This window comes from uncultured Dechloromonas sp. (assembly GCF_945957265.1).
Lineage (GTDB): Bacteria > Pseudomonadota > Gammaproteobacteria > Burkholderiales > Rhodocyclaceae > Azonexus.
In genome coordinates, this window is sequence record NZ_CAMFKO010000009.1 from 1 (window position 1) to 23,376 (window position 23,376).

Here is a 23,376-nt window from a genome sequence, read left to right on the forward strand (position 1 = left end):
CACCGGGGCGATCCGCATCGCGACGCTGGTGCATGGCTTGAAGCGCACCGGGGGCCGGTACGGCATGGTGTCGATGTGTATCGGTACCGGCATGGGCGCGGCTGGCATCATCGAGGCGCTGTAAGGCGTGAAACCGGCCTGGCTTGCCAAACTGCCGCCGGCCTGGCGGGCGCGGATGGTGCGGATGGGGTTCAACTTCCATCCGGCCTTCCGCGGCACGGGCGGCCGGGTGATCCATGTGGCGCAGGATTTGCGCCACATCCGGGTGCGCCTGCCGCTCAACTGGAAGACGAAGAACATCGTCGGCTCGCTGTACGGCGGTTCGCTGTTCGCGATCACCGACGGGGCGCACCCCATGATGCTGATGGCGGCGCTGGGCGACGGCTACATCGTCTGGGACAAGGCGGCCAGTATCCGCTACCGCAAGCCGGGGTTTTCCGCGCTCTATGCGGACTTCGTACTGAGCGACGGCGAGCTGGCCGACATCCGTGCCGAACTCGCCAACACGCCGGAACTGGAGCGGACGTTTCTGGTTGAATTGAAGGACAGCGGCGGCACGGTGCATACCGTGGTCGAGCGAACGGTCTATATTGCCGATAAACATTACTACCGCCAGAAGAGCGGTGGAGGAGACAAAGCGTGATTACATCGACATGTGTTCGGCGGGCAGCGCTGATCGCCGCCCTGATGGCCGTTCCGGGGCTGCATGCCGCCGAAGTGGCCGGCGTCAGGGTGGATGACAAGCTGAAGGTCGGCAGCAGCGAACTGGTGCTCAACGGCGCCGGCCTGCGCAGCAAAATGTTCATCAAGGTCTACGTCGGCGCCCTCTACGTGGGCCAGAAGGCCACGACGCCGGCGGCGATCGTCGACAACCCGGGGCCGCGCCGGATGGTGCTGCGCCTGCTCCGCGACCTGGATGCCGATTCGCTGCATTCGGCGCTCGACGAGGGGTTGAAGAACAACCACACGCCGGCGGAAATGGCCGACATGAAGACCCAGGCGGATCAACTGGCGGGCATCATGAAGTCCATCGGCAAGGTGCGCGAGGGCGACAGCATCGCTATCGATTTCTCGGCGGAAGGCGTGGTCGTCAGCCAGAATGGAGAATCTCGCGGCAAGGTCGCCGGTGCCGGTTTCGCCAAGGCGCTGCTCAAGGTCTGGCTGGGCGACAAACCGGCCGATGCCGCACTGAAGAAGTCGCTGCTGGGCAGCTAACGCTGACGTACGAAGGAGGAGACAAGAATGGAAAAAATCTGGCTACAAAGCTACCCGAACGGTGTCCCGTCTGAAATCGACATCGACCATATCCCCTCGCTGGTCGCCTTGTTCGAGAAGGCCTGCACGACTTATGCGGACAAGGTTGCCTATATCAGCATGGGCAAGGAAATGACCTATCGCCAGCTGGATGAGGAAAGCAAGGCATTTGCCGGCTGGCTGCAGGCCAAGGGCTTCAGGAAGGGCGACCGCGTCGCGCTGATGATGCCCAATCTGCTGCAATACCCCGTCGCGCTGTTCGGTACCCTGCGTGCCGGCTGCGTGGTGGTGAATTGCAACCCCTTGTACACGCCGCGCGAACTGGAACACCAGCTCAAGGATTCCGGGGCCGCCGCCATCGTCATCGTCGAGAATTTTGCCCATACGCTGGAGCAGGTTCTCGCCCATACGGCGGTCAAGCACGTGATCGTCACGCCGATGGGCGAAATGCTGGGACTCAAGGGAGCGCTCGTCAATTTCGTGGTCCGCCACGTCAAGAAGCTGGTGCCGGCCTGGAATATTCCGGCGGCGAGCGGTTTCAACAGCGCCCTGGCCATCGGCCGCAGCCATGGCTTGAAGCCGGTTGCGCTGAGCCAGGACGACATCGCCTTCCTGCAGTACACCGGCGGTACCACCGGGGTTTCCAAGGGCGCGATGCTGACCCATGCCAACATCGCCTCCAACGTCACCCAGGCCTATAGCTGGATCAAGCCGGTGGTGCGCGAAGGCCAGGAATTCATCATCACCGCGCTGCCGCTGTATCACATCTTCGCGCTGACGGCGAACTGCCTGACCTTCCTGATGATCGGCGCCCGCAACCTGCTGATCGCCAATCCGCGCGACATTCCGGGCTTCGTCAAGGAGTGGGGCAAGTATCCGGTGACCGTGGTGACCGGCGTCAATACGCTGTTCAACGCGCTGCTCAACAACCCGGAATTCGCCCAGCTCGACTTCTCGACCATGCGGGTCACGCTGGGCGGCGGCATGGCGGTCCAGGGGCCGGTTGCGGAGAAGTGGCTGAAGATTACCGGAACGCCCTTGCTGCAAGCCTACGGCCTGACCGAAACCTCGCCGGCGGCGACCATCAACCCGCTCGACATGCACGAATTCAACGGCGCCATCGGCCTGCCGATCTCGTCGACCGAAGTCGTCATCCGCGACGACAACGGCAACGAGGTGCCCCACGGCCAGGTCGGCGAAATCTGCATCCGCGGTCCGCAGGTCATGAAGGGCTACTGGCAGCGTCCGGATGAAACCGAACTGGTGTTCTACCATGATCGCTTCCTGCGCACCGGGGACATGGGCTATATCGACAAGAAGGGTTTCATCTTCCTGGTCGACCGCAAGAAGGACATGATCCTGGTCTCCGGCTTCAACGTCTATCCGAATGAGGTCGAAGAGGCGGTCGCCATGCACCCCGGGGTGATGGACGTCGCGGCCATCGGCGTCGCCGACGAGCATTCCGGCGAAGCGGTGAAGATATTCGTGGTCCGCAAGGACCCGCGGGTGACCGAGAAGGACCTGATCGACCATTGCCGCAAGCAGCTGACCGGCTACAAGGTACCCAAGCATGTCGAATTCCGCGACGACCTGCCGCGTACCAACGTCGGCAAGATCCTGCGCCGTGCCTTGAAAGAGGGGGCGTAATGCCGATTCCGGCCTTGCTGAACAAGAACCTGTCGTTGCCCGCGATCTGCGCGCCGATGTTCATCGTTTCCAATCCCGACCTGGTGATTGCCCAATGCAAGGCCGGTCTGATCGGTTCCTTCCCGGCCCTCAACGCCCGGCCGATGGAACTGCTCGACGCGTGGCTGACGCGGATCAAGGCCGAACTGGCCGCCGATCCGCAGGCCGCCCCGTTTGCCGTCAACCAGATCATCCACCCCTCCAACGAGCGCCTGGAGCACGACATGGCGCTGTGCGTGCAGCACGCGGTGCCGCTGATCATCACCAGCCTGTCGGCGCCGACCCGGATCGTGCCGCAGGTGCATGCCTACGGCGGCCAGGTCTTCCACGACGTGATCAGCGTCCGCCATGCCGAGAAGGCGCTGGAGGCCGGTGTCGACGGCCTGATCCTGGTTTGTGCCGGGGCTGGCGGTCACGCCGGCACGCTCAGCCCGTTCGCGCTGGTGGGCGAAATCCGCAAGTTCTACGCCGGACCGATCGCCCTTTCCGGGGCCATCACCAACGGCCAGTCCATCCTCGCCGCCCAGGCCATGGGCGCCGATTTCGCCTACATCGGCACGCGTTTCATCGCGACCACCGAAGCCAACGCGGTCGAAGCCTACAAGCAGGCCATCGTCGAGTCGGCGGCCAAGGATGTGGTCTACACGCCGTATTTCACCGGCGTGCATGGCAACTACCTGATGAAGAGCATCGTCGCCGCCGGCCTCGATCCGGCCAACCTGCCGGAGAAGGACAAGACCATGAGCTTTGGCGGCAACCGCGACGCCAAGGCCTGGAAGGATATCTGGGGCGCCGGGCAGGGGGTCGGCAGCATCGACGAGGTGTTGCCGACCGCCGAACTGGTCGCCCGCCTGAAGCAGGAATATCGCAGCGCCAAGGCGGCGCTGCTAGCGGCTAGTTATTAGTCGCTAGCTGTTAGCAACACCTGAAAATCAAATCCCCGTTGCTGGTAACTAATGACTGGCAACTAACAACTACAAGGAGACAGCAGCAATGAGTGAATATCGCGCCCCGGTCAAGGACATGCGTTTCGTGATGGACGAGCTGGCCGGCTTCAGGGAGTTGAGCCAGATCGCCGGTTTCGAGGAAGCGACCCCCGATCTCGCCGACGCCATCCTCGACGAAGCCGCCAAGTTTTCCGGCGAAGTCCTCGCCCCACTCAATCGCGTCGGCGACCGGGAAGGCTGCAAGCTGGCTGCCAACGGCGTGACCACGCCGGCCGGCTGGAAGGAGGCCTACACCGCCTTCCGCGAAGCCGGCTGGAACGGCATCAGCTCGCCCGCCGAGTTCGGCGGCCAGGGCCTGCCCGACTCGCTGGGCGTTGCCGTCAAGGAAATGGTCTGCTCGGCCAACCTGTCCTTCTCGCTCGGCCCCTTGCTCACCACGGGCGCCGTCGAGGCGCTGCTGACCTGCGCCAGCGACGAACTCAAGGCGACCTTCCTGGAAAAGATGGTCACCGGCGAATGGACCGGCACGATGAACCTGACCGAGCCGCAGGCCGGCTCCGACCTGGCGCTCATCCGCTCCCGCGCCGAACCGCAGGCCGACGGCAGCTACAAGGTCTTCGGCCAGAAGATCTTCATCACCTACGGCGACCACGACATGACGGACAACATCGTCCACCTCGTGCTCGCCCGCCTGCCGGATGCGCCGGCCGGCGTGAAGGGCATCTCGATGTTCCTGGTGCCGAAGTTCATGGTCAATGCCGACGGCTCGCTCGGCGCGCGCAACGACGCCTACTGCGTCTCCATCGAGCACAAGCTCGGCATCCATGCCAGCCCGACCTGCGTCATGGCCTATGGCGACAATGGCGGCGCCGTCGGCTACCTGCTCGGCGAGCCGAACCGCGGCCTGGAATACATGTTCATCATGATGAACGAAGCCCGCCTCGGCGTCGGCCTGCAAGGCATTGCCCTCGGCGAACGCGCCTACCAGCAGGCGCTCGGCTACGCCCGCGAACGCAAGCAGGGGCGCGATGCGCTGACCGGCGAGGCGCTGGTCAGCATCGACAAGCACCCGGACATCCGGCGCATGCTGATGTTGATGAAGTCGCGCGTCGAAGCCTGCCGCGCCATGGCCTACTACACCTCGGGCCTGCTCGACCGGGCGCATGCCGCGGGGCACACCGAGGAAGGCAAGCGTCAGCTCTGGCTCGCCGAGTTCATGATCCCCATCGTCAAGGGCGGCGGTACCGAAATGGGTATCGACGTCACCTCGCTCGGCGTGCAGATCCACGGCGGCATGGGTTTCATCGAGGAAACCGGCGCTGCCCAGCACTGGCGCGATTCGCGCATCACCACCATCTACGAAGGCACCACCGGCATCCAGGCCAACGACCTGCTGTTCCGCAAGCTGATGCGCGACCAGGGCGCCACCGCCAAGGTCATCTTCGGCGAAGTGCATGCCACCGCCAAGGCGCTCGCTGCCTCCGGCAAGCCGGAACTGCAGGCCATCGGCCAGCGCCTGGGCGTCGCCCTCAAGAGCTGGACCGAGGCCACCGAATGGCTGGCCGCCAACGCCCGGACGGGGCTGAGCGGCGTACTGACCGCCGCCGTGCCTTACCTGCACCTGGCGGTGACCGTGTGCGGCGGCTGGTTCATGGGCAAGGCCGCGCTGGCTGCCAGCGCTTACCTCGACAAGGGTGAGGGCGACCAGGCCTTCTATCGCGCCAAGGTGGCGACGGCCCGTTTCTATGCCGACCAGATGCTGCCGCAGGCAGCGGCTTTTGCCGAAACGGCCATGGCTGGCGATGCGGCGATTGCCGGCATGAGCGGCGACGAATTGTTCTGACCGGCCAAAATCTTCTCTGCGGGTTAGTTGGCGCAAGGTCTCTGGCAACAGGATCAACGCATCAACCCTTTGGGGGCCTTCGGGCCCCTTTTTTTGTTTGTGGCAATCCGGAACTCGAAAGCGGAAATCCAGAATCTGCCATTTCCGAATGACGAGTCTCTACGGCTTTGCCGGAAACAGCAGGCGTATCAGTGTTCCGGTTTTTGACGATGTTTGCTTGAATTCGATGCTGGCGCCGTGGCGGTCGGCGACTTCCTTGACGATGGCCAGACCCAGGCCGCTGCCTTCGCCGATGGATTCGTTGAGCCGGTAGAAGCGCTCGAAAATCAGGCTTTGCTTGTCGGGCGGGATGCCCGGGCCATTGTCTTCCACTTCGAGAAATGGCCGGTTGAATTCCATGCCGCTGCGCACGGTGATCGTGCCGCCATCCTGGGTGTAGCGCAGCGCATTGTCGATCAGGTTGGAGAGCATTTCGCGCAGCATCCATTCGGAGCCGGAAACGATGGCCGGATTGGCTTCGAAGCCGAGGTCGATGTGCCGCTTCAAGGCCTGGTCGAACCAGGCTGAGGCACTCGATTCGAGCAGCTGGCCCAGGTCGACCGGGCGTTTTTCCTGGGCCAGGTTGGCTTCCTGTCCGGAGCGCGCCAAGGCCAGCAGTTGATGGGTGAGGTGTCCGAGGCGTCGGCTTCCTTCGAGCAGGCGCTGGGCGCGGGGCGCATAGTCGGCGGGGAGTTCCTGGGCGTGCAGTTCGAGTTGCGCCTGGAGTCCGGCCAGCGGCGTCTTGATCTGGTGTGCTGCATTCGCCAGGAAGGCCTGCTGGGCGGCGGAGGCGGAACGCAGATCGTCGATCAGGCCGTCCATGGCCTGGATCAGGGGCTGGGCCTCGGCCGGGATGTCGTGCTGGGGCAGCGGGCTGAGGTCGTGCGGCGCGCGTTGGCTGATTTCCCGGCTGAGCTCGGTGAGCGGGGCCAGGCCGCGCCGGACGCCGAGGTAGACCAGGACCAGCGTCCCGATGATGAGCAGGATATTGGGCAACAGCATGGCGGCCAGGATCTTGGAGCCGGCCTTTTCCCGCTTGCGCGTGGTTTCGGCCACGGTGACGGTGACTTGCCCGCCCGCCGTGTCCAGCCGATAACTGGCCTTACGGATTTTCTTGCCGCGAAACTCGCCGTCGGACAGGACCGGGTTTTTCCCTTTGACGACGGGGTCGGGCAAGAGATCGGCGTCGCCGGCGAGCAGCTGATGCGTCGGGCTGTAGATCGAAAGAAACTCTTCGTCGTTCTTGTCAGTGCGCAGAACCGCTTCGGCGGCAGCGGGCAGGTCGACCTGCAGGCGGGCATCGAGATAGCGGATACGCCCGGCCAACGCGATGGCGTCGTCCGACAGCGCATGATCGTACGCGTCGGCCGCCGGCTCGAAGGCGATGCGATAGTCGACCGTCAGGCTGAGGACCAGCAATGCCGCCAGTGGAACCACCAGCAGTATGAGCAGGCGCCGACGCAGTGCGGGTGCCGGGGGCGTCGCCGGTTCAGAGCTCATCGAGTCGATAGCCGATGCCGCGGATGGTCCGGATTTCGATGCCGCCGCCCTGGATTTTGCTGCGCAGCCGGGAAACGTAGATTTCCACGGCATTGGCGGTAATTTCGTTTTCCCACTCGCTAAGGCTTTCAGCCATTTTCTGCTTGTTGACGACATTGGGCATGGCCAGCATCAACTGCTGGAGAATTTCCCATTCGCGGCCGGTCAGTTCAAGGCTTTCACCGTTGGCCGTGGCGACGCGCCGGGCCAGGTCGAGGCGGATGGTCCCTGCCGTAAGCTCCGAAGAGGCGGACGACCGGCTGCGCCGGATCAGGGCGCGCAATCGGGCTAGTAGTTCGGGGAGTAGGAAGGGTTTGACCATGTAGTCGTCGGCGCCCAGGTCGAGGCCGCTGATGCGGTCGTCCAGGCCATCGCGGGCGGTCAGGATGAGCACCGGCACGAGGATGTTCCGCTGGCGCAAGCGGCGGATCAAGTCCAGTCCGGACATGCCGGGCAGCCCGATGTCGACAATCGCCAGGTCGTAATGGGTCAGGCCCAGGGCCGAGACGGCCGGTTCGGCGGCATTCAGGCGATCGACGGCAAAGCCGCCTTTTTCCAGCCCTTCGCGGATGCTATCGGCAAGCAGGGTATCGTCTTCGACAAGCAGGATGCGCATGGTTTCGTGGAGAGCCTGGGATGCGGGTGACGGCGGCGACTATGATAACGCAGCCCGCAGCGACCGCTTGCTCCCTGGAAAAGGCGGAAGGCTCCCGCAGGAGCCTTCCGTGGCATGCCGGGATCAGAAGAGGGGGAATCCCGGCATGTCGGGGGGAAATCGGACTGCGCTCAGATCCAGCTGTTGTCTCCGTCACTGTCCAGGCCATCGCTGAGTCCGGCGAAGCCGGCGCCATTCGAGGCCAGGCTGTCGGTTTCGAAGAAATTATTGACGACCGTGGTTTCGTTGGGCTGCGGAAGGGCATTGCCGCCGAACAGGCTGTTGTTGCCGTGATGGCCGATCAGGTTTTCGATGCCCTGGAACAGAAAGGCGCCTGCCGCCACCCCGGCCGCCGTGCCGGCGACGTTACCCAGCCAGCCCGAAGCCCAGGACGACGGTGCCGGGGGCGCGGCGGGTGCCGGCATGGCCGGTTGCAGCGCCGGGCGCGGGGCCGAATTGCCCCAGTTGTCGTTGTTCGCGAAACTGCCGCGTCCCTGTGCGGCACGCAGGTTGTCGACCTCGCCCTGCAACTGCGCGATGCGGCTTTGCGCGGCGGCCAGCGCCTGTTCCTGCACGAAAGACTTTTGCACCAGCAGGTAGGCGGCATCCGGCTGGCGGGCGACGGCATCGCGAATCAGGGTTTCGGCATCGGCATCCTTGGCGCCGGCGTGGGCGGCGACCAGTTGCGACAGAAAGTTGTTGAGCTGCTCACGTTCATTGGCATGCACGGCATTTCACTCCGTTAACGAGACAGGACCAAGATAGGGCCGGTGGCTGTGACACTCAAGGCGGCAATTGCAACCATTTGTCGCCGGATGCTGACGGGCCTGTCAGGAATCGTCGGGCCGGTCATTGTTCGTCGTTTTCCCGACCGTTGTGGCGCATGCCCCACCAGGCCAGCGGCGGCAGCAAGGTCAGCGTAAACAGCGTGGCGGTGACGACGCCGCCGACGATCACGACCGCGAAGGGGCGCTGCGTCTCGGCACCGATGGCATTGGACAAGGCGGCCGGCAGCAGGCCCAGGCCGGCCATCAGGGCGGTCATCAGGATGGGGCGCAGGCGGGACACCGCGCCTTCGGTGATGGCCCGGACCAGGCTGGAGCCGTTATCGACCAGGCGGACGATTTCCTCGACCATGATCACCCCGTTCTGCACCGAAATGCCGGCGACGGCGATGAAGCCGACGGCTGCCGAAATCGACAGATGCAGCCCGGCCAGGCCGAGCGCGAAGAAGCCGCCGGCGATGTTGAAGGGCAGCATGGCGAGGATCAGCCCGGCCAGGCGAATGGAGCGGAAGGCCCAGAACAGCAGGGCGAAGATGCCGAACAGCGAGGCCGGCACAATCACCGCCAGGCGCTTCATGGCGCGTTGCTGGTTCTCGAACTGGCCGCCCCACACGATGCGGTAGCCGGCCGGCAGTTGCACCTGGCTGCCGACCTTGGCCATGGCCTCGTCGACGAAACTGCCCTGGTCGCGTCCCTGCAGGTTGGCCTTGACCGAGACGTTGCGGCCGCCGGCCTCGCGGGAAATCCGCGAGGCGCCTTCGCGCACTTCGACTGTGGCGACATCGGCGATGCGCACCGTGCCGGCGTTGTTGGGCAGGGCGACCGGCACGGCGCCGACATCCTCGACCGAGTTGCGATACGGCGCGGCGAAACGCAGCACCACGTCGAAGCGCCGCTCGCCTTCGTAGTAGCCGCCGACCGCGCTGCCGCCGAGGGCGGTCTGGACGGCGTTGTCGAGATCGGCCATCGACAGGCCCAGGCGCGCCATCTTGACCCGGTTGGGCAGGATGGCGACTTCCGGCTGGCCGCTGGGCAGGATGGCGGCGACGTCGCGGCTGCCCTGGATGGTGCGCAGGATGCCGGCGATCTGCTCGGCCTTGTCCTGCAGAATTTCGAGGTCGGGGCCGAAGACCTTGATGGCGATTTCGCCCTTGACGCCGGACAGGGCTTCCTCGACGTTGTCCTGGATCACCTGCGAGAAATTGGTCGGCAGGCCGGGGATGGCCTTCAGTTTGTTGGACATGTCCGCGACCAGCGCTTCCTTGTCGGCGAAGCGCCAGTCGCCGCGTGGCTGCAGGTCGGCCAGGATTTCGATGTTGTTCGGCCCCTTGGGATCGGTGCCGTCGTCCGGACGGCCGACCTGGGTGACCAGCATCTTCACTTCGGGGTAGGTGCGCAGCGTGGCGCGGACGGCGCGCTCGACATCCTTGCTCTGCTCCAGCGAGGAGCCGGGCGGCAGGGTGATGGTCAGCCACAGGTTGCCTTCGTCGAGGCGGGGCAGGAATTCGCTGCCGAGCACCGGGATCAGGCCGAAAGCCAGCAAGGCGATCAGGCCGCCGATGCCGAATGCCTGGCGCGGCGCGCGCTGGCAACGCATCAGCAGGCGGCGGTAGGCGCGCTGCAGTTTGGCCAGCCAGTCGATGTGCTTTTCCGCCAGGTCGTGCTTGGCGAGGACCAGCGAGAGCAGGGCGGGAACCACGGTCAACGTGAACAGCACGGCGCCGATCAGCGAGAAGGACAGGATCAGCGCCACCGGGGCGAAGATGCGCCCTTCGACGCGCTGGAAGGTGAAGATGGGCAGGAAGGCGAGAATGATGATGGCCTTCGAGAACAGGATCGGCTTGGTCAGGCTGGAGGTCACCCAGCGCAGGGCGTCGAAACGCCGGCCGACCGCCGATTCGATGGCGGCCGTCGGTTGATGAACAGCCAGGCGGACCATCAGCGCCTCGACCAGCACCACGGCGCTGTCGATGATGATGCCGAAGTCGACGGTGCCCAGCGAAATCAGGTTGGCGGGGACGCCCTTGAGGTCCATCAGCGTGAAGGCGAACAACAGCGTGAGCGGGATGATCGCCGCGACGACCATGGCCGCCCGCCATTCGCGGAGGAAGATGACCAGCACGGAAACCACCAGCAGGGCGCCGGCGAGCAGGTTTTCGATGACGGTATGCACCGTGTGCTTGACCAGTTCGGTGCGCTGGTAGATCGGCTTGATCGAGACGCCCTTGGGCAGCTGTCCGCCGTTTAGCTCATCGACGCGTTGCAGCACGTCGGCGACGACCTTCGAAGGGTCGCCGCCCTTGGTCATCAGGATGATGCCTTCGACCACCGAATCCTGCTCGTCGTTGGCGACGATGCCGGACAGCGGGCGGTCGCCGACCGACACGTCGGCTACGTCGCCGATGGTCACCGTCTTGCCCTCCTTGGCCGTGATCACGGTGGCGCGGATGTCGTCGAGCGAACCGAAGAGGCCGACGGCGCGCACGACCAGCGATTCGTCGCCGCGTTTCATCAAGCCGCCGGAGGCGTTCTGGTTGCCGCTGGCCAGCGCCTGCGACACTTGGTCGAGGGTGATGCCGTAGCGCATCAGCGCCGGCGGATTGACCCGCACCTGGTATTCCTTGACTGCGCCGCCGAAGCTGTTGATGTCGGCGACGCCTGCCACCCGGCGCAGGGCGGGGCGCACCACCCAGTCCTGCAGGGCGCGCACCTCGCGTGGCGGCATGTCGGCCGGGGCGCTTAGCACGTAGCGGTAGACTTCGCCGACGGCGGTGGCCAGCGGCGCCAGTTGCGGCTGGATACCCGGCGGAAAAGCCACGTTCTGCAGCTTTTCCAGCACCTGGTTGCGGGCGAAATAATCGTTGGTGCCTTCCGAGAAGGTCAGCGTCACCACCGACAGGCCGGTGATCGACACCGAACGGACCTGCGTGGCGCGGGGCACGCCGCTCATCTCGCGCTCGACCGGGATGCTGACGTTGCGCTCGACTTCCTCGGGCGATTGGCCGGGGTACTGGGTTACGACCTGGACCTGCACGTCCTGCACGTCGGGGAAGGCTTCGACCGGCAGGTCCTGCAGGGCGCGGAAGCCGATCACGGCGAGCGCGACAGCCATCACCAGGATGAACATCCGCTGGCGGATGACGAAGGTGGAAAAACGCGGCAGCACCTTATTCCCCCTGCGCCAGTTCGGAGGCGAGCAGGAGCGCGCCGCGGACGACGACGATTTCGCCGGCCTTGAGGGCCGAATCGGCGGTCAGGTAGGCGTATTCGGCATCCTGGCGGGCGACGGTGACCGGGCGCCGCTCGAATTCGCGCGGCCCGACCTGCACGAAGACATGCGCCGACAGGCCGCCGGTGAGCAGGGCGCTGACCGGCAGGCGAACGACCTTGGCGGCATCGGGCGCGCTCAGGCTGGCGCGGGCGAACATTTCCGGCTTCAGGCGACCGTCGGCATTGTCGACCACGGCGTGCACCGGGATACGGCGTGTCGCGGGATCGACGCTGGCGCCGACACGCTCGACCTGGCCGGTGAAATCGACGCCAGGGTAGGCGTCGAGCGCGAAGCTGACCGTTTCGCCCGGCTTGGCCAGCGCCGCGGCTTTTTCCGGCAAGTCGATGTTGAGCCACAGGCGGCGCAGGTCGGAGATGACGAACAAGGGGTTGGCGGCATCGGGGCGGACCTCGGTTCCCGGATTGGCCTGGCGCTCGACCACGATGCCGGCCAGCGGGGCGCGTAGCACCAGGCGCTGGCCTTCGATCTTGCTGCCGGCCGGCGCCAGGTTGGCCAGGCGCAGGCGGGCGCGCTCGGCCTCGGCGTTGGCGCTGTGCGCGTCGGCTTCGGCGGCTTCCAGGTCGCGGCGGGCCAGGGCTTCGCCCTGGAAGAGGATTTCCGCCCGGTTCAATGCCTTGCGTTTCTGGTTGCTGTCGGCTTCCGCCTTGCGCAGGTCGGCGATGGCCTGGCCGAAGTCGGGGGCATCAAGCACGGCGAGTTGCGCGCCGGGTTTGACGCTATCGCCGATGGCGGCCTGCAGTGACAGCACGCGGCCGGCGAGCGGCGGAAAAATGCGGGCAGTCAGATCCTCGGCCACGGAAAGCCTGGCGTTCATCGGCTCGCTGGCCGGAAGGGCCGCAAGGGAAACCGTTTCCAGTTTCAGGAAAGCGAGCTGGCCGGCATCTTCCGGCAGGCTCAGGCGGTTGGCCGGGGCCCGCGCCTTTTCGGCCGGCGCGGCAAGGCGGGGATTGGGCATGTGCCAGAGGCTGGCGCCGCCGGCGCCGAGGGCGAGTGCGGCGGCAACGATGAGCGCGCCACGGGCCAGGGGCGAAGCGAGGCGGGTGCGGAGCGGGATGGAGTTTCGGTTCATGGCAATTCCGGGCGATGGCGTGCGGCCGCCCAGGCGGCGCGGGCCTTGGCGGCATCGGCCAGGGCGAGGGTGGTGTCGGTTTCGATGGCGAACAGGCTGCGTCGGGCATCGATCACGTCGAGCGCCGACGCGGCACCGTGGGTAAAGGCGAGGACGATGGCAGCATGGGCCTTGCGCGTCGCCGGGAGCGCTTCCTCCAACAGGCTGCGTGCTCTTTCGCCCAGGCGCTCGGCTTCGTAGGCGAACTGTTCCAGCTCGGCCGCCGCGGTGGCGCGCACGCGGGCCAGTTCGTCGCCGGCGACATCGCGGTCGACGTGGGCCCGGCGAATTTCACCGCGATAGTCGTAACCGGTGAATAGCGGGATGCTGACCCCGAAGCCGTAAGTCGTGCTCGGACGATCGTCGGGTACGCGTTCGACCTGGGCGCCGATGCTGATGTCGCGAACCTGCAGCGATTTCGCCAGGGCGATGCCCCGTTCGGCGGCGTCGAGGCGCTGGCGGGCTGCGGCCACGTCGGGGCGGGTTTCGATATCGCCCGACGCCGTGGGCAAGGGGCCGAAGGCCGGCCAGGGATCGACGCTGGCCAGGCGCGGCGCATCGTTTTCCATGGCCAGCAGCTGGGCCAGCGTCAGCCGGGAACGGCGTAGTTCGATACGGGCCTGGGTCGCCTCGCTGTCGGCCTTCAGGGCATCGCTGCGGATACGGGCGGCGTCGGCCGCCGACAGGTCGCCGGCCTTGAAGCGCAATTCGGCCTTGTTCGACACCTGGTGGGCGAGTTGGGCGGATTCGTTGCTCAAGCGCGATTTTTCCTCGGCGGCCTTGAGGTCGAAATAGGCCTGCCGGGCGAGCAGGGTTTGCTGGCGCAGGCTGTCGGACTCGTCGGAGCGGTTGGCCTGGAGCAGGGCATCGGCCACCGACAGACGCAGGTCGCGCTTGTTGCCGCGCTCGATCGGCTGGTCGATGCGCAGCGTGGTGTCGATGTTGCCTGCGCCGGTGGCGGGGCGGCGGCCATTGATGCCGCTGGTGTTGAGCGAGACGACAGGGTTCGGTCGGGCGCCGGCCATGTCGATGCCGGCCTCTCCCGCCGCCGTGGCGCGTCGGGCCGCGAGCAGGCTGCGGTTGTTGTGGACCACCAGCCGCTCGACTTCCGTGAGCGGGAGCGCAAGTGCCGGCGGCTCGGCATGAAGAACTCCGTTGCCAAGCCCGACAAGGCACAGGAGCAGAAACGAAAGTCTGGTGTTCATGGGGCGGCACAGTAGCGAAAAGAAGCTGTCGCTAGCCTGACATACCCATATGACGGAAAGTCTTCATCGCCTCGGCGTGGCCGGCAAAGGCGCAACGGCAATCGCCGCATTCCCAGGCAAATGCTCGAGCCGGATTCGAGTCCGGCGAGGAGTCGTGCCGGGGCGAGGCTGGGGGCCGGTCTCGCCGATCGGATCGTTGCCGCTTGGAGAGACGGTAGCGCCCGTCGTAACGGGCGTCGGCGAGCCTCAGCTCAGCGGGCCGTCATTTCTTGAGCAGCGCGCCTTCGATGGCATCGAGATCGGGCTTCTTGATGGTCCCCATCTTCTTGCTGACGACCTGGCCGTTGCGGTCGATGAACAGGGTGTAGGGCAGTCCGGCCTTGGTGTTGCCCAGGGTTTGCATGAGCGGAATGCCCTGTTCCTTGGCGACGAACACCGGGTAGTCCATGTCGTAGGCCTTGGCGAACTCCTTGGCCGGCTCGGCCTTGTCCTCGATGCCGATGCCGAGAACCTCGAGCTTGCCCTTGTGGGCGTTGCGGAACTTGATCAGCTCGGGGATTTCGGCACGGCACGGGCCGCACCAGCGGGCCCAGAAATTGACGACCAGCGGCTTGCCCTTGTAGCGCTCCAGCGCCACCGGCTTGTCGTCGAGGTCGGCCAGCGTGGCCGCGAACAGCGGTGCCGACGACGGCATTTCCTGCGCCACGGCCAACGTGGACAGGGCGGCGAGGGCAAGCGCCGGAAGCAGGCGGGTCATGGCAGATCGCCCCGGCGGAAGAGGAAGTAGCCGGTTGCCGCGCTGAGCACGCCGAGGGCGGCGGGGTAAACCAGGGCGAAGACCTTGTAGCCGGCGGCGCCGAACAGGTCGAGGATGACGTAGGCCGACGGGCCGAGGACGATCAGTTGCGGGTCGAACAGGGCCAGCGCGGCGGTGCGGAAGACCTGCAGCGGGTTGGCGAGGGCCAGGGTGATGGCCAGTTCCGGCGCGATCTTGCCCTGGATCATGACGCCGAGGAGGATCAGGTCGAGGAAGAGCAGCAGCACCAGCCAGACCATGAAGGCGGCCCCTTGCGCCATGTCGGTGGTACGCGCCACCGAGGAGATCAGCATGCCGATGCCGAGGAAGCACATGGCCATGGCGGCGAGCAGCGCGGTGTAATAGCCGAACATGTCCCACGGCACTTCGATGCCGACGACGGTGGCCCAGACGACGGCGCCGAGCATGGCGAGGAAGACCGGGGCGAAGACGACGATGTAGCGGCCGACGATCTTGCCCCAGAACCAGGCGGAGAGCGACACCGGCAGCGACAGCAGGTACTCGAAAACGCCGGCCTCGCGGTCGCCGGCCACCGAGCGCACGGTGGTGATCAGCACGAAGATGGGCAGGATGGCCATGGTCAGCTGGATGTAGGTGACCAGCAGGCGGGACAGGCCGATGAACCCCAGGACGCGCGACTCGGTCAGCCCGAAGACGAAGAGCAGGGCGACGATGCCGCCGAAGACCAGGGTGTAGATCTGGAACCAGCGGGCGCGCAGGGATTCGACGATATCGAGTTTGGCGGTGAGCCAGAGTTGTTTCATTTTAGGATCGAGGATTTAGGAATTAGGATCGAGTCGGTGGGGGGAGCAAGTGACGATTTTGACCGCTAACATCTCAAACTCCCTCATGGCTGCCAGCTACTTGCCTTTGGCCAGCACGTGCTGGCGCATGTCGGTGAAATCGAGGCTGCCGGGCATCGGCATGCTCACGGCGGCGTAGTTGTAGCCCATCGGCGAGCTGCGGGTCACGAACTGGGCGCGGCGCGGGTCGAGCCAGCGCATCTCGTCGCGGCTCTTGCTGTCGAAATCGGCGACCCACATCCTGGTGCCGGCCTCGGCCAGCCACGGGTATTTTTCCGCTTTTTCCTTGAGCCAGAAGGCAAGGCAGCCGGGGTCGTCGAACTTGAAGACGGTTTGCTCGGCGCCGCCCCGTACCTGCGCGGCGAAGCGGCGGTCGGAAATGACCATGCTGCAGCGCGCGCAGGTGTCGCGATCCCACTTGATCTCCGCCATGTCGTCCGGCCAGTTGCCCTTCTTGCAGCCGGAGAGCAGCGCGGCAAGCGGCGTCAGCGCCAGGCCGCCGAGGCCGATCCGGCCGAGAAAACGACGGCGATGCGTGTCGCACATGCTCAGCACTCGGCCAGCGAAAGATCGGCGACCAGGGCCGTGTAGCGGGAAACGATGCCCAGGAAGCGCAGGCGGTCGGGGCCGGCGATCTCGCCGCGCCACTCCAGTTGCTGCTCGTCCACCGGGGCGATCCGCCAGCCGTCGAGCGCCTTGGCAAAGGCCGGTTCGAAGCGCTTGAGGAGGATGCGGCAGGAGACCGTGCCGGTCAGCGACACGTCGTCGGCCACCTTGTCGTCGAGGACGACCTTGCCCATGTCCATTTCGATGACGCGGTTGACCAGCGCCGAGACCTCGTCGAGACGGTGGCTGGAGATGATCATCGTGGCATCGTTGAGGCGCTCGGCGAGCAGGTCGAAGAAGATCTTGCGGGCTTCCGGATCGAGGTTGGCGGCCGGTTCGTCCATCACCAGCACCTGCGCATCCCGGCCCAGGGCGATGGAGATCAGGAGTTTCTGCTTCATGCCGCCGGAAAGGCGAACGAACTGGCGGGTCAGGATGGCATCGAGGTCGAGGCCGAGGCGCCGGGCGATGGCATGGATGCGTTGCGGATCGGTGCCGCACAGCGAGGCGGAGAATTCGATCAGCTGGCCGACCGGCATTTTCAGCGGCGGCGGCAGCTGGGGAACGAAACCGATCTTGCCGAGCACGGCGGTGCGGTTGCCGCGCGGGTCCAGGCCGTTGATGCTGACGCTGCCGTCGAAGGTGTATTCGCCGAGCAGGCAACGGATGAGGGTGGTTTTGCCGGCGCCGTTGGAGCCGATCAGGGCGACCCGCTCGCCGATCCCGATGTTGAGGCTGATGCCATCGAGTACCCGGGCTTTGCGAAAGGTCTTGGCGACATTATTGAACTGGATCATGGGGCCAGATTATAGGTGGGGCGATGGTGATCGGCATTGAATCTCGATCAAAAATCGCGCGCCTTCGCGGCATCGGCGGCTGCCCCCAGCAGGCCTTCGGCAAGCGACGCAAACGCCTCGGCCAGCGGCAAGGGCGCGGCGGGGAGAACGATGGCCGAAGCGGCCACGGCGTCGTCATCGCGCAGCGGAACGAAGGCGATGCCGGGCGACGCCAGTTTTTGCATGCCGTCGGGAATGACGGCAATGCCAAAGCCGGCGGCGACCAGCGTCAGCATCGAGGTCTTGCGGGAAATCGCCGGCGCCAGGCGGGGCACGAAGCCGCGCTTGAGGCAGAGCTCGGTGACGCATCGGGCCAGGCCGCCGCGCTCGCGATGCACGGCGCTGACGAAGCGCTCTTCGGCCAGCTCGGCGAGCGCCAGGGAGGATGTTCCGGCCAGCGGGTGCCGGGCAGGCAGCGCGGCGACCAGGCGTTCCGCCGCCAGATGCCGCAATGCGACGTCGTCGGTGCGGCGCAGCACCGGCAGGCGGATGAAGCCGATATCGGCCTTGCCTTCGGCGATTTCGGCCAATTGCTGTTCGGACGACAGGCGGTCGATGTCGATGCGCGCCGACGGCGTGCCGTCGTGAAATTGCCGGATGCAGGGCAGCAGGCGTTCCAGCGGCAGCGAGCTGGAGTGCAGGAGGCGCAGCACGCCGGCTTCGCCCCGGCTCATTTGCCGGCCGTCCTCGATGGCCGTTTGCAGCGACTGCTCGATGTTGGCAACCCGGTCGCGAAACTGGCGGCCGGCCGGAGTCAGGCTGACGCCGCGGGCTTCGCGGACGAAGAGGGCAAAGCCGAGCTCGTCTTCGAGGAGCGCCATCTGCCGGCTGAGCGCCGGCTGGGCGACATGCAGCGCCGCGGCGGCCGGCGTGAAGCCGCCCTGGGCGCCGATGGCGAGGAAGTAGCGAATCTGGCGCAAGGTAGGCATAACAAAACGATATGGGTCGTCGTGAAAAATGGTATTCGATTTATACATCGAATCTGCCGAGAATGGCAGGGTGTTGATAAGTCGAGGTTTTTTGCATGCCGGCGGATATCGTCGCGACCTTGCCGGTCGCCTTGCTCGCAGTGATCTGCGGATACGCGTTGTTTTCCTTGTTCGGCTTCGGTTCGGCCATCCTGGCGGCGCCGGGCCTGGTGCTGGTGATGCCGATGGCCCGCATCGTTCCGCTGCTCGCCCTGCTCGACGCCGGCAGTTCGGCGCTGCGGGCGTGGCGGGGGCGCGCTGCAATCGACATTGCAGCAATCCGTTTGTTGCTGCCCTGCATGCTGGCCGGGCAAATCCTGGGGGTCGGCCTGTTGCGCTGCTTGCCGGTGCGCGAGACGGGCTTGCTTTTCGGCGGTTTCATCGCGCTGCTCGGGCTGTCCTCGTTGCGGCAGCGGGCGCAGCGGCAGGGCGGGGCTGGCGGCACCTGGTCGGGGATCGGGCACGGTCTGGCCGGCGGAGTGCTGGGCGGGATGTTCGGCAGTGGCGGCTTTCTGTATGCGCGCTACCTGCAGCGACACCTGCCGCAACAGGATCGCTTCCTGGCGACGCAGGCGGTGATGATCGGCATCTCGACCGCTTGGCGCGTCGTGCTATGCCTCCTGTCCGGATTGATCGACGGCGGCCTGCTGATGACGGCGCTCGTCCTCGCGCCGGCGGTGTGGGCCGGCTTCGGGATCGGGCGTTTGGCCCAGGGGCGGATTTCGCGGCAACGCGGGGTTGTGCTGCTCAACGGCCTGCTGGTCGTGGCGGGCCTGTTGCTCGTCTATCGTCACCTGGCGTGACTATGGCCGAACGGAACGATCCGGGCGCGATTCTGCGCCATTTTTCGCTGGGCGGGATTGAGCCGGACCCGGCCCAGCGTCTCGTCGCGCAGCAGCTGGCGCGGCTGCTGGCGGCGGTGACGGCAGATGCCGGCCAGCGTGCCTCGGGACGTGGCGGGCGCGGGATATTCCTGTGGGGCGGTGTCGGTCGCGGCAAGACGCGGCTGGTCGATGCCGCCGTGGCCGCGCTGCCGCCCGGCCTGGCCTGTCGATGGCATCAGCTGGCCTTTCTCGATGCGTTTCACCGTGCCTTCGCCGGGCCGGCGCGGCACGATTTCGCCGCCGCCATCGACCGGCTGGTCGGGCAGGCCCGCCTGCTCGCCTTCGACGAGTTTCACATCCACGACATTGCCGACGCGCAGATTCTCCGCCGCGCCTTCGGCTACCTGGCGACACGGGGCGTGCGCCTGCTCGTCACCGCCAACCCGCCGCCGGCGGGATTTGCCGCCGAAGGGGAGCGGCAACGCCATTTCGCGCCGCTGATCGAACACCTTTCGGCGTGGTGCGAGTCGATCGAACTGGATGGAGGCGTCGATTACCGCCGCCTCCATCGGCCGCTCGGGCAGCGCTGGGTGGCTCCCGACACGGCGGCGGCACGTGTGCAGTTGATGGTCGATCTGGAAAACATATCGCCGCGTATCGCGACGGCGTCGTTTGACGATCTGTGCCGGCGTCCGCGCTGCCATGGCGACTATGCGCGACAGCTCGACGCGGCCTCGGCGCTTGCCTTGTGGAACGTTCCTCGTTTTGGCGAACGCGATGGCGATGCGCTGCGCCGCCTGGTCTGGCTGGCCGATGTGCTGTGGGAGCGGCAGGTGCCGCTGGCGATCACGGCGGCGGAAACCGCCGAGTCGATCTTCCTGGGCATCGGCGACGCCTTGCGCCGCATGCTCGGGCGCGACCTGGCGCGTGCCGAGTCGCGCCTGATCGCCTTGTCCGCCTTGTCGGCGGAGCGTCCTACAGCAGCTTCTGCAGGCCCTTGATTTCGAAGCTCAGCGAGCCGGTCGGGCAGGTGTCGACGCACAGGCCGCAGCGCGTGCAGTCCGGGCCGATGGGGACTTCCGGTTCGACCGCGCGACCCTTGATCACCGTGTCGAGGACATGCGGCACCAGGCAGACCTTGCGGCAGTCGCCTTCGTGGAAGCAGCCGTCGAGCTTGTACTTGATGCGGACCGGGGAAATGATGCCGACCACGCCGTAGGTCAGGCCGATCGGGCAGGCGTAACGACACCAGGCGCGGCGCGAGAAGAAGACCTCGAAGAAGAGCAGGGCGAGGACCCACAGCATGGCCAGTCCCGGGCCGTAGATCAGGGCGCGCGAGACGATGCCGGTGGGCGAGATGGCTTCGTAGACGGTATAGCCGGTGAGCAGCGCGAGCAGGGCGAAGACGATCCAGAACACGGTGCGCAGGCGGCGGTCCATGGTCTGGTCGGTGACCAGTTTCTTCTTGGCCAGGAAGAGGTGGATTTTCTCCGCCCATTCGGCCAGCAGGTGGTAGGGGCAGACCCACGAGCAGAAGGTGCGACCGCCGAGCAGCACCCAGAGGACCAGCACGGTTCCGGTGCCGATGAGCAGGTTGTTGATGATGTGCTTGTGGGCGAGCATCACCTGCAGCGCGGAGTTCAGGTCGATCAGGTGGAAGCCGACGAAGCGCGAGGCGGTAAGTGCGCCTTCGAGGATCTGGATATCCAGCGCGAAGGAGAGAGTGAACAGCAGGTTGGCGAAGATCAGCGTCGCCCAGCGCCGGTTGCGCCACTTGTTCGAGGTTTCCTGGTGGGCGCGCTGATGGGCCTTGGCCGCCTGCAGGTCCTGCTTGTTGGTCATGCGCTTGAGGACGTGAACTTCCTTGGCGCGTTCCGAGATCGTTTCGGGCTTGACCGGTTCCCAGCCGAACATGATCTTGATCTGTTCGCGGAAACGGCGTTTGAGGAGATCGCTCATACCTTCCACACCTCCCGGGCTTCGATGCTGATGGCCGTGGGTTCGACCGGACAGACCATTTCGCAGACGCCGCAGCCGACGCACGGCTCATGGACGACGGGCGATTTGCGCTTGCTGCCATCCGGTGCAAAAACGGTTTCGATGGAGATGGCGCCCTTGATCGGGCACTCGCGGACGCAGAGGTCGCATTCGGCCACGTCGTAGGGATGGTCGGCGATCTGGATCGGCTTCCAGCGGTCGACGTCCATGTAGCGCATCTTGCCCTTGAAGGCGGGGCCGCGCGTTTGCCCCTTGAAGCCCTTGCCCTGGATGGCCAGGCAGGCCTCGGGGCGGACCAGGCGGGCGACGCCGATCCGTTCGTTGAGGTTGAGCGTCGGCTCGGCATCCTTTTCCTTGGCGAGCAGGATGGGCTTGGCCGACAGCTGGGCGCCGGAGCGAACGGGCAGGAAGTCCGGCTTGTGATAGGTCAGCGAGCCGGTCGGGCAGGCGAGAATGCACTGCACGGCATCGCAGGAGAAATCGCAGGCCTGCTCGCGGGCATCGATCATCGGGGTGCCGACCCCCATGCCGTCGACCAGGTCGGCCAGCTTGATGGCCTGCACCGGACAGACCTGTACGCACTGGCCGCATTTGATGCAACTGGCCAGGAAGTCCTTTTCATCCAGTGCGCCGGGGGGGCGCAGGCGCTGCTTCTTGGCGTAGATCAGCGGCAGGAAGCCGGAGGTTGCGGCGCCGAGCACGCCGCCGGTAAGCAGGATGGTGCGCAGCACGCGGCGGCGGTTGGTCTGCTTCCTGGCGATGGAAACGGCGGGTTTGCTTTCGGCGGCGGGCTTGCGCTCGTCGTCTTCGGGGGCGCTCATGAGATGGCTACCTTGGTCGGTTTGACGAAGCGAGGCTTCTCGTCACGCAGGATCAGGTCCGGTGTCGAGAACGGAGCGAGGCGTTCCAGAAAATCGAGCAGCTCCATGACCGGAGAACTGCGGAAGAAGCGGGCGATCGGCAGTTCCATCCAGATCTGGTCGGCATACGAGAGCAGTTCGTGCGGGTTGTCGCCGTAGCCGTCGCCGTTGCGGTCGAAGCCCTGGTAGTCGTCCCAGAAGTTGCCTTCCCAGAAGTTCTTGCCGCCTTCGTTGCCGCGGCCGCCGTAGGTCACCTGGGTCAGGTTGCCTTCGAAGACGTTGTCGATCAGGCGGTTGCCGCCGGTTTCGCTGTTGAACTGGATGCCGATGCCGTTGAAGGCGAAGCGGTTATGGCGGATCTCGATGGTCGAGTCGGGCTGGAACGGCGACAGGTCGGAGCCGATGCCGATGGCGCAGTAGATGATCTCGTTGTTCTCGATGACGGTGCCGGATGCTTCCTTGAAACCGATGCCCATGCCGGCGGCGCCGGTGGCGTGCGAGATGACGTTGTTGCGCACGACGCCGCCCTCGGTATACATGAAATAGATGCCGACCGCGTTGTCGTAGAACTTGTTGCCTTCGACGACGTTGTCGTTGGCGAACATGAAGTGGATGGAGTAGCGGCTGCGCTTGCCGATATTGTCGCGGTAGGTGTTGCGGTGCGAATACCAGGCCACCATGTCGCGCGAGTCGATGACCTGGTTGCCTTCGACCAGGTTGTCGCTGCTGTACCACAGGCGCAGGCCGTCGCCGCGCACGCCCAGCTCGCGATCCTTGGAGCTGATGCGATTGTTCTTGATGGTGCTGCGATTGACCTGCTTGAGGTCGATGCCGAACAGGCAATTGTCGGCGACGACGTTCTCGATCACGTTGTCGTTGCCGCGCACGTCGAGGCAGGAGTCGTCGGTGTCGTGCGAGTCGCCGGAGCCAGTCAGGCGCACGCCGCGGATGGTCGTGTTGCCGGCATTGATCATCATGACGGTTCCGCGGTCGCCGGCGTCGATGGTGACCTGGCCGCCGCCCTCGATGGTCAGCGGCTTGTTGATGATCACCGGACCGGCATAGGTGCCGGGGGGCGGCTTGATGACGGAGCCCGGGGCGGCCTTGTCGACAAGGTCCTGGAAGGGCTTCAGGCCATGCACGCGCTTGTCGCGCTCGTGCAGCATGAAGGTCGGTTTCGGACGGTCGACGTCGGCGCGCGCACCCATGCCGGCCGGCGGCTCCGATTGGGTTTCCGAGATGCTGTGGGTGAAGACCAGGAGGAGGGCGGCGGCCAGGCTCAGCCTGGCCAGATGGTTCAGGGCGGCCACG

At 65.8% G+C, this 23,376-nt stretch carries 21 protein-coding genes and 1 pseudogene; 8 read left to right on the forward strand and 14 right to left on the reverse strand.

Annotation, left to right across the window (positions count from 1 at the left end):
- From Q0P59_RS06630 to Q0P59_RS06655, 6 genes and pseudogenes are all read left to right on the forward strand, one after another.
- Window positions 1–124: pseudogene (locus Q0P59_RS06630) on the forward strand (acetyl-CoA C-acyltransferase); the annotation flags it as partial.
- 3 nt (window positions 125–127) lie between these two features.
- Window positions 128–643, forward strand: a complete 516-nt coding sequence (locus Q0P59_RS06635; RefSeq protein WP_295004849.1) for a DUF4442 domain-containing protein — start codon at window positions 128–130, stop codon at window positions 641–643.
- On the forward strand, window positions 640–1,215 hold the full coding sequence (locus tag Q0P59_RS06640) for a chalcone isomerase family protein (RefSeq protein ID WP_295004851.1): 576 nt from the start codon (window positions 640–642) through the stop codon (window positions 1,213–1,215). Before Q0P59_RS06635 ends, Q0P59_RS06640 begins: the two co-directional genes overlap by 4 nt.
- Window positions 1,216–1,242: 27 nt before the next feature.
- Window positions 1,243–2,901, forward strand: coding sequence for a long-chain-fatty-acid--CoA ligase (locus Q0P59_RS06645; RefSeq protein WP_295004853.1), 1,659 nt, complete (start codon window positions 1,243–1,245; stop codon window positions 2,899–2,901).
- Complete coding sequence (locus Q0P59_RS06650) at window positions 2,901–3,845, forward strand: nitronate monooxygenase family protein (protein WP_295004855.1); 945 nt, start codon at window positions 2,901–2,903, stop codon at window positions 3,843–3,845. Before Q0P59_RS06645 ends, Q0P59_RS06650 begins: the two co-directional genes overlap by 1 nt.
- Window positions 3,846–3,933: 88 nt before the next feature.
- Window positions 3,934–5,730: an acyl-CoA dehydrogenase C-terminal domain-containing protein gene (locus Q0P59_RS06655; RefSeq protein WP_295004857.1), complete on the forward strand. Its 1,797-nt coding sequence runs from the start codon at window positions 3,934–3,936 to the stop codon at window positions 5,728–5,730.
- Between the two features lie 159 nt (window positions 5,731–5,889).
- On the opposite strand, the gene Q0P59_RS06660 is transcribed toward Q0P59_RS06655, so the two are convergent.
- The 11 genes from Q0P59_RS06660 to Q0P59_RS06710 all read right to left on the reverse strand — a co-directional run bounded on the left by Q0P59_RS06660 (window position 5,890) and on the right by Q0P59_RS06710 (window position 18,344).
- Entirely contained in the window at window positions 5,890–7,269 is a 1,380-nt protein-coding gene (locus Q0P59_RS06660) for a sensor histidine kinase (RefSeq protein ID WP_295004858.1), read from the reverse strand.
- Entirely contained in the window at window positions 7,259–7,924 is a 666-nt protein-coding gene (locus Q0P59_RS06665) for a response regulator (protein ID WP_295004860.1), read from the reverse strand. The genes Q0P59_RS06660 and Q0P59_RS06665 overlap by 11 nt, the downstream gene beginning before the upstream one ends.
- A gap of 170 nt (window positions 7,925–8,094) precedes the next feature.
- A complete protein-coding gene (locus Q0P59_RS06670) occupies window positions 8,095–8,691 on the reverse strand; it encodes a DUF2076 family protein (RefSeq protein ID WP_295004862.1) in 597 nt (198 codons plus the stop codon).
- Between the two features lie 121 nt (window positions 8,692–8,812).
- Entirely contained in the window at window positions 8,813–11,914 is a 3,102-nt protein-coding gene (locus Q0P59_RS06675) for a CusA/CzcA family heavy metal efflux RND transporter (protein ID WP_295004864.1), read from the reverse strand.
- A gap of 1 nt (window position 11,915) precedes the next feature.
- Entirely contained in the window at window positions 11,916–13,109 is a 1,194-nt protein-coding gene (locus Q0P59_RS06680) for an efflux RND transporter periplasmic adaptor subunit (protein WP_295004866.1), read from the reverse strand.
- Window positions 13,106–14,353, reverse strand: coding sequence for a TolC family protein (locus tag Q0P59_RS06685; RefSeq protein WP_295004868.1), 1,248 nt, complete (start codon window positions 14,351–14,353; stop codon window positions 13,106–13,108). Before Q0P59_RS06685 ends, Q0P59_RS06680 begins: the two co-directional genes overlap by 4 nt.
- 262 nt (window positions 14,354–14,615) lie before the next feature.
- The gene (locus Q0P59_RS06690) at window positions 14,616–15,110 is read right to left on the reverse strand and encodes a TlpA disulfide reductase family protein (RefSeq protein ID WP_295004869.1); all 495 of its coding nucleotides are present in this window, start codon (window positions 15,108–15,110) and stop codon (window positions 14,616–14,618) included.
- Window positions 15,107–15,934, reverse strand: a complete 828-nt coding sequence (locus Q0P59_RS06695; protein ID WP_295004871.1) for an ABC transporter permease subunit — start codon at window positions 15,932–15,934, stop codon at window positions 15,107–15,109. Before Q0P59_RS06695 ends, Q0P59_RS06690 begins: the two co-directional genes overlap by 4 nt.
- 96 nt (window positions 15,935–16,030) lie before the next feature.
- Window positions 16,031–16,519: a hypothetical protein gene (locus Q0P59_RS06700; RefSeq protein ID WP_295004873.1), complete on the reverse strand. Its 489-nt coding sequence runs from the start codon at window positions 16,517–16,519 to the stop codon at window positions 16,031–16,033.
- A 2-nt stretch (window positions 16,520–16,521) separates the two neighbouring features.
- The gene (locus Q0P59_RS06705; protein ID WP_295004875.1) at window positions 16,522–17,376 is read right to left on the reverse strand and encodes an ABC transporter ATP-binding protein; all 855 of its coding nucleotides are present in this window, start codon (window positions 17,374–17,376) and stop codon (window positions 16,522–16,524) included.
- A gap of 47 nt (window positions 17,377–17,423) precedes the next feature.
- The gene (locus Q0P59_RS06710; protein ID WP_295004877.1) at window positions 17,424–18,344 is read right to left on the reverse strand and encodes a LysR substrate-binding domain-containing protein; all 921 of its coding nucleotides are present in this window, start codon (window positions 18,342–18,344) and stop codon (window positions 17,424–17,426) included.
- Window positions 18,345–18,439: 95 nt separating this feature from the next.
- Here Q0P59_RS06710 and Q0P59_RS06715 point away from each other — a divergent pair, with 95 nt between their 5' ends.
- Window positions 18,440–19,186, forward strand: coding sequence for a sulfite exporter TauE/SafE family protein (locus Q0P59_RS06715; RefSeq protein ID WP_295004879.1), 747 nt, complete (start codon window positions 18,440–18,442; stop codon window positions 19,184–19,186).
- A gap of 2 nt (window positions 19,187–19,188) precedes the next feature.
- Window positions 19,189–20,208, forward strand: a complete 1,020-nt coding sequence (zapE, locus tag Q0P59_RS06720; RefSeq protein WP_295004880.1) for a cell division protein ZapE — start codon at window positions 19,189–19,191, stop codon at window positions 20,206–20,208.
- On the opposite strand, the gene Q0P59_RS06725 is transcribed toward zapE, so the two are convergent.
- Genes Q0P59_RS06725 through nosD form a run of 3 tightly spaced genes read right to left on the reverse strand, consistent with a single transcriptional unit; the run spans window position 20,183 to window position 23,375 of the window.
- Complete coding sequence (locus tag Q0P59_RS06725) at window positions 20,183–21,166, reverse strand: NapH/MauN family ferredoxin-type protein (RefSeq protein ID WP_295004882.1); 984 nt, start codon at window positions 21,164–21,166, stop codon at window positions 20,183–20,185. The genes zapE and Q0P59_RS06725 overlap by 26 nt on opposite strands.
- Window positions 21,163–22,026 carry a 4Fe-4S dicluster domain-containing protein gene (locus Q0P59_RS06730; protein ID WP_295004884.1) on the reverse strand — a complete coding sequence of 288 codons (864 nt, stop codon included), beginning with the start codon at window positions 22,024–22,026 and terminating at the stop codon, window positions 21,163–21,165. Before Q0P59_RS06730 ends, Q0P59_RS06725 begins: the two co-directional genes overlap by 4 nt.
- Window positions 22,023–23,375, reverse strand: a complete 1,353-nt coding sequence (gene nosD / locus Q0P59_RS06735) for a nitrous oxide reductase family maturation protein NosD (protein WP_295004886.1) — start codon at window positions 23,373–23,375, stop codon at window positions 22,023–22,025. Before nosD ends, Q0P59_RS06730 begins: the two co-directional genes overlap by 4 nt.
- Between the last annotated feature and the right edge of the window lies 1 nt (window position 23,376).

Bases quoted from the DNA above. Each gene is read 5' to 3' on its own strand.
- Q0P59_RS06645 (WP_295004853.1), top strand. From the start codon at position 1,243: ATGGAAAAAATCTGGCTACAAAGCTACCCGAACGGTGTCCCGTCTGAA.
- Q0P59_RS06650 (WP_295004855.1), top strand. From the start codon at position 2,901: ATGCCGATTCCGGCCTTGCTGAACAAGAACCTGTCGTTGCCCGCGATC.
- Q0P59_RS06655 (WP_295004857.1), top strand. From the start codon at position 3,934: ATGAGTGAATATCGCGCCCCGGTCAAGGACATGCGTTTCGTGATGGAC.
- Q0P59_RS06660 (WP_295004858.1), bottom strand. From the start codon at position 7,269: ATGAGCTCTGAACCGGCGACGCCCCCGGCACCCGCACTGCGTCGGCGC.
- Q0P59_RS06665 (WP_295004860.1), bottom strand. From the start codon at position 7,924: ATGCGCATCCTGCTTGTCGAAGACGATACCCTGCTTGCCGATAGCATC.
- Q0P59_RS06680 (WP_295004866.1), bottom strand. From the start codon at position 13,109: ATGAACCGAAACTCCATCCCGCTCCGCACCCGCCTCGCTTCGCCCCTG.
- Q0P59_RS06685 (WP_295004868.1), bottom strand. From the start codon at position 14,353: ATGAACACCAGACTTTCGTTTCTGCTCCTGTGCCTTGTCGGGCTTGGC.
- Q0P59_RS06690 (WP_295004869.1), bottom strand. From the start codon at position 15,110: ATGACCCGCCTGCTTCCGGCGCTTGCCCTCGCCGCCCTGTCCACGTTG.
- Q0P59_RS06695 (WP_295004871.1), bottom strand. From the start codon at position 15,934: ATGAAACAACTCTGGCTCACCGCCAAACTCGATATCGTCGAATCCCTG.
- Q0P59_RS06700 (WP_295004873.1), bottom strand. From the start codon at position 16,519: ATGTGCGACACGCATCGCCGTCGTTTTCTCGGCCGGATCGGCCTCGGC.
- Q0P59_RS06705 (WP_295004875.1), bottom strand. From the start codon at position 17,376: ATGATCCAGTTCAATAATGTCGCCAAGACCTTTCGCAAAGCCCGGGTA.
- Q0P59_RS06710 (WP_295004877.1), bottom strand. From the start codon at position 18,344: ATGCCTACCTTGCGCCAGATTCGCTACTTCCTCGCCATCGGCGCCCAG.
- Q0P59_RS06715 (WP_295004879.1), top strand. From the start codon at position 18,440: ATGCCGGCGGATATCGTCGCGACCTTGCCGGTCGCCTTGCTCGCAGTG.
- zapE (WP_295004880.1), top strand. From the start codon at position 19,189: ATGGCCGAACGGAACGATCCGGGCGCGATTCTGCGCCATTTTTCGCTG.
- Q0P59_RS06725 (WP_295004882.1), bottom strand. From the start codon at position 21,166: ATGAGCGATCTCCTCAAACGCCGTTTCCGCGAACAGATCAAGATCATG.
- Q0P59_RS06730 (WP_295004884.1), bottom strand. From the start codon at position 22,026: ATGAGCGCCCCCGAAGACGACGAGCGCAAGCCCGCCGCCGAAAGCAAA.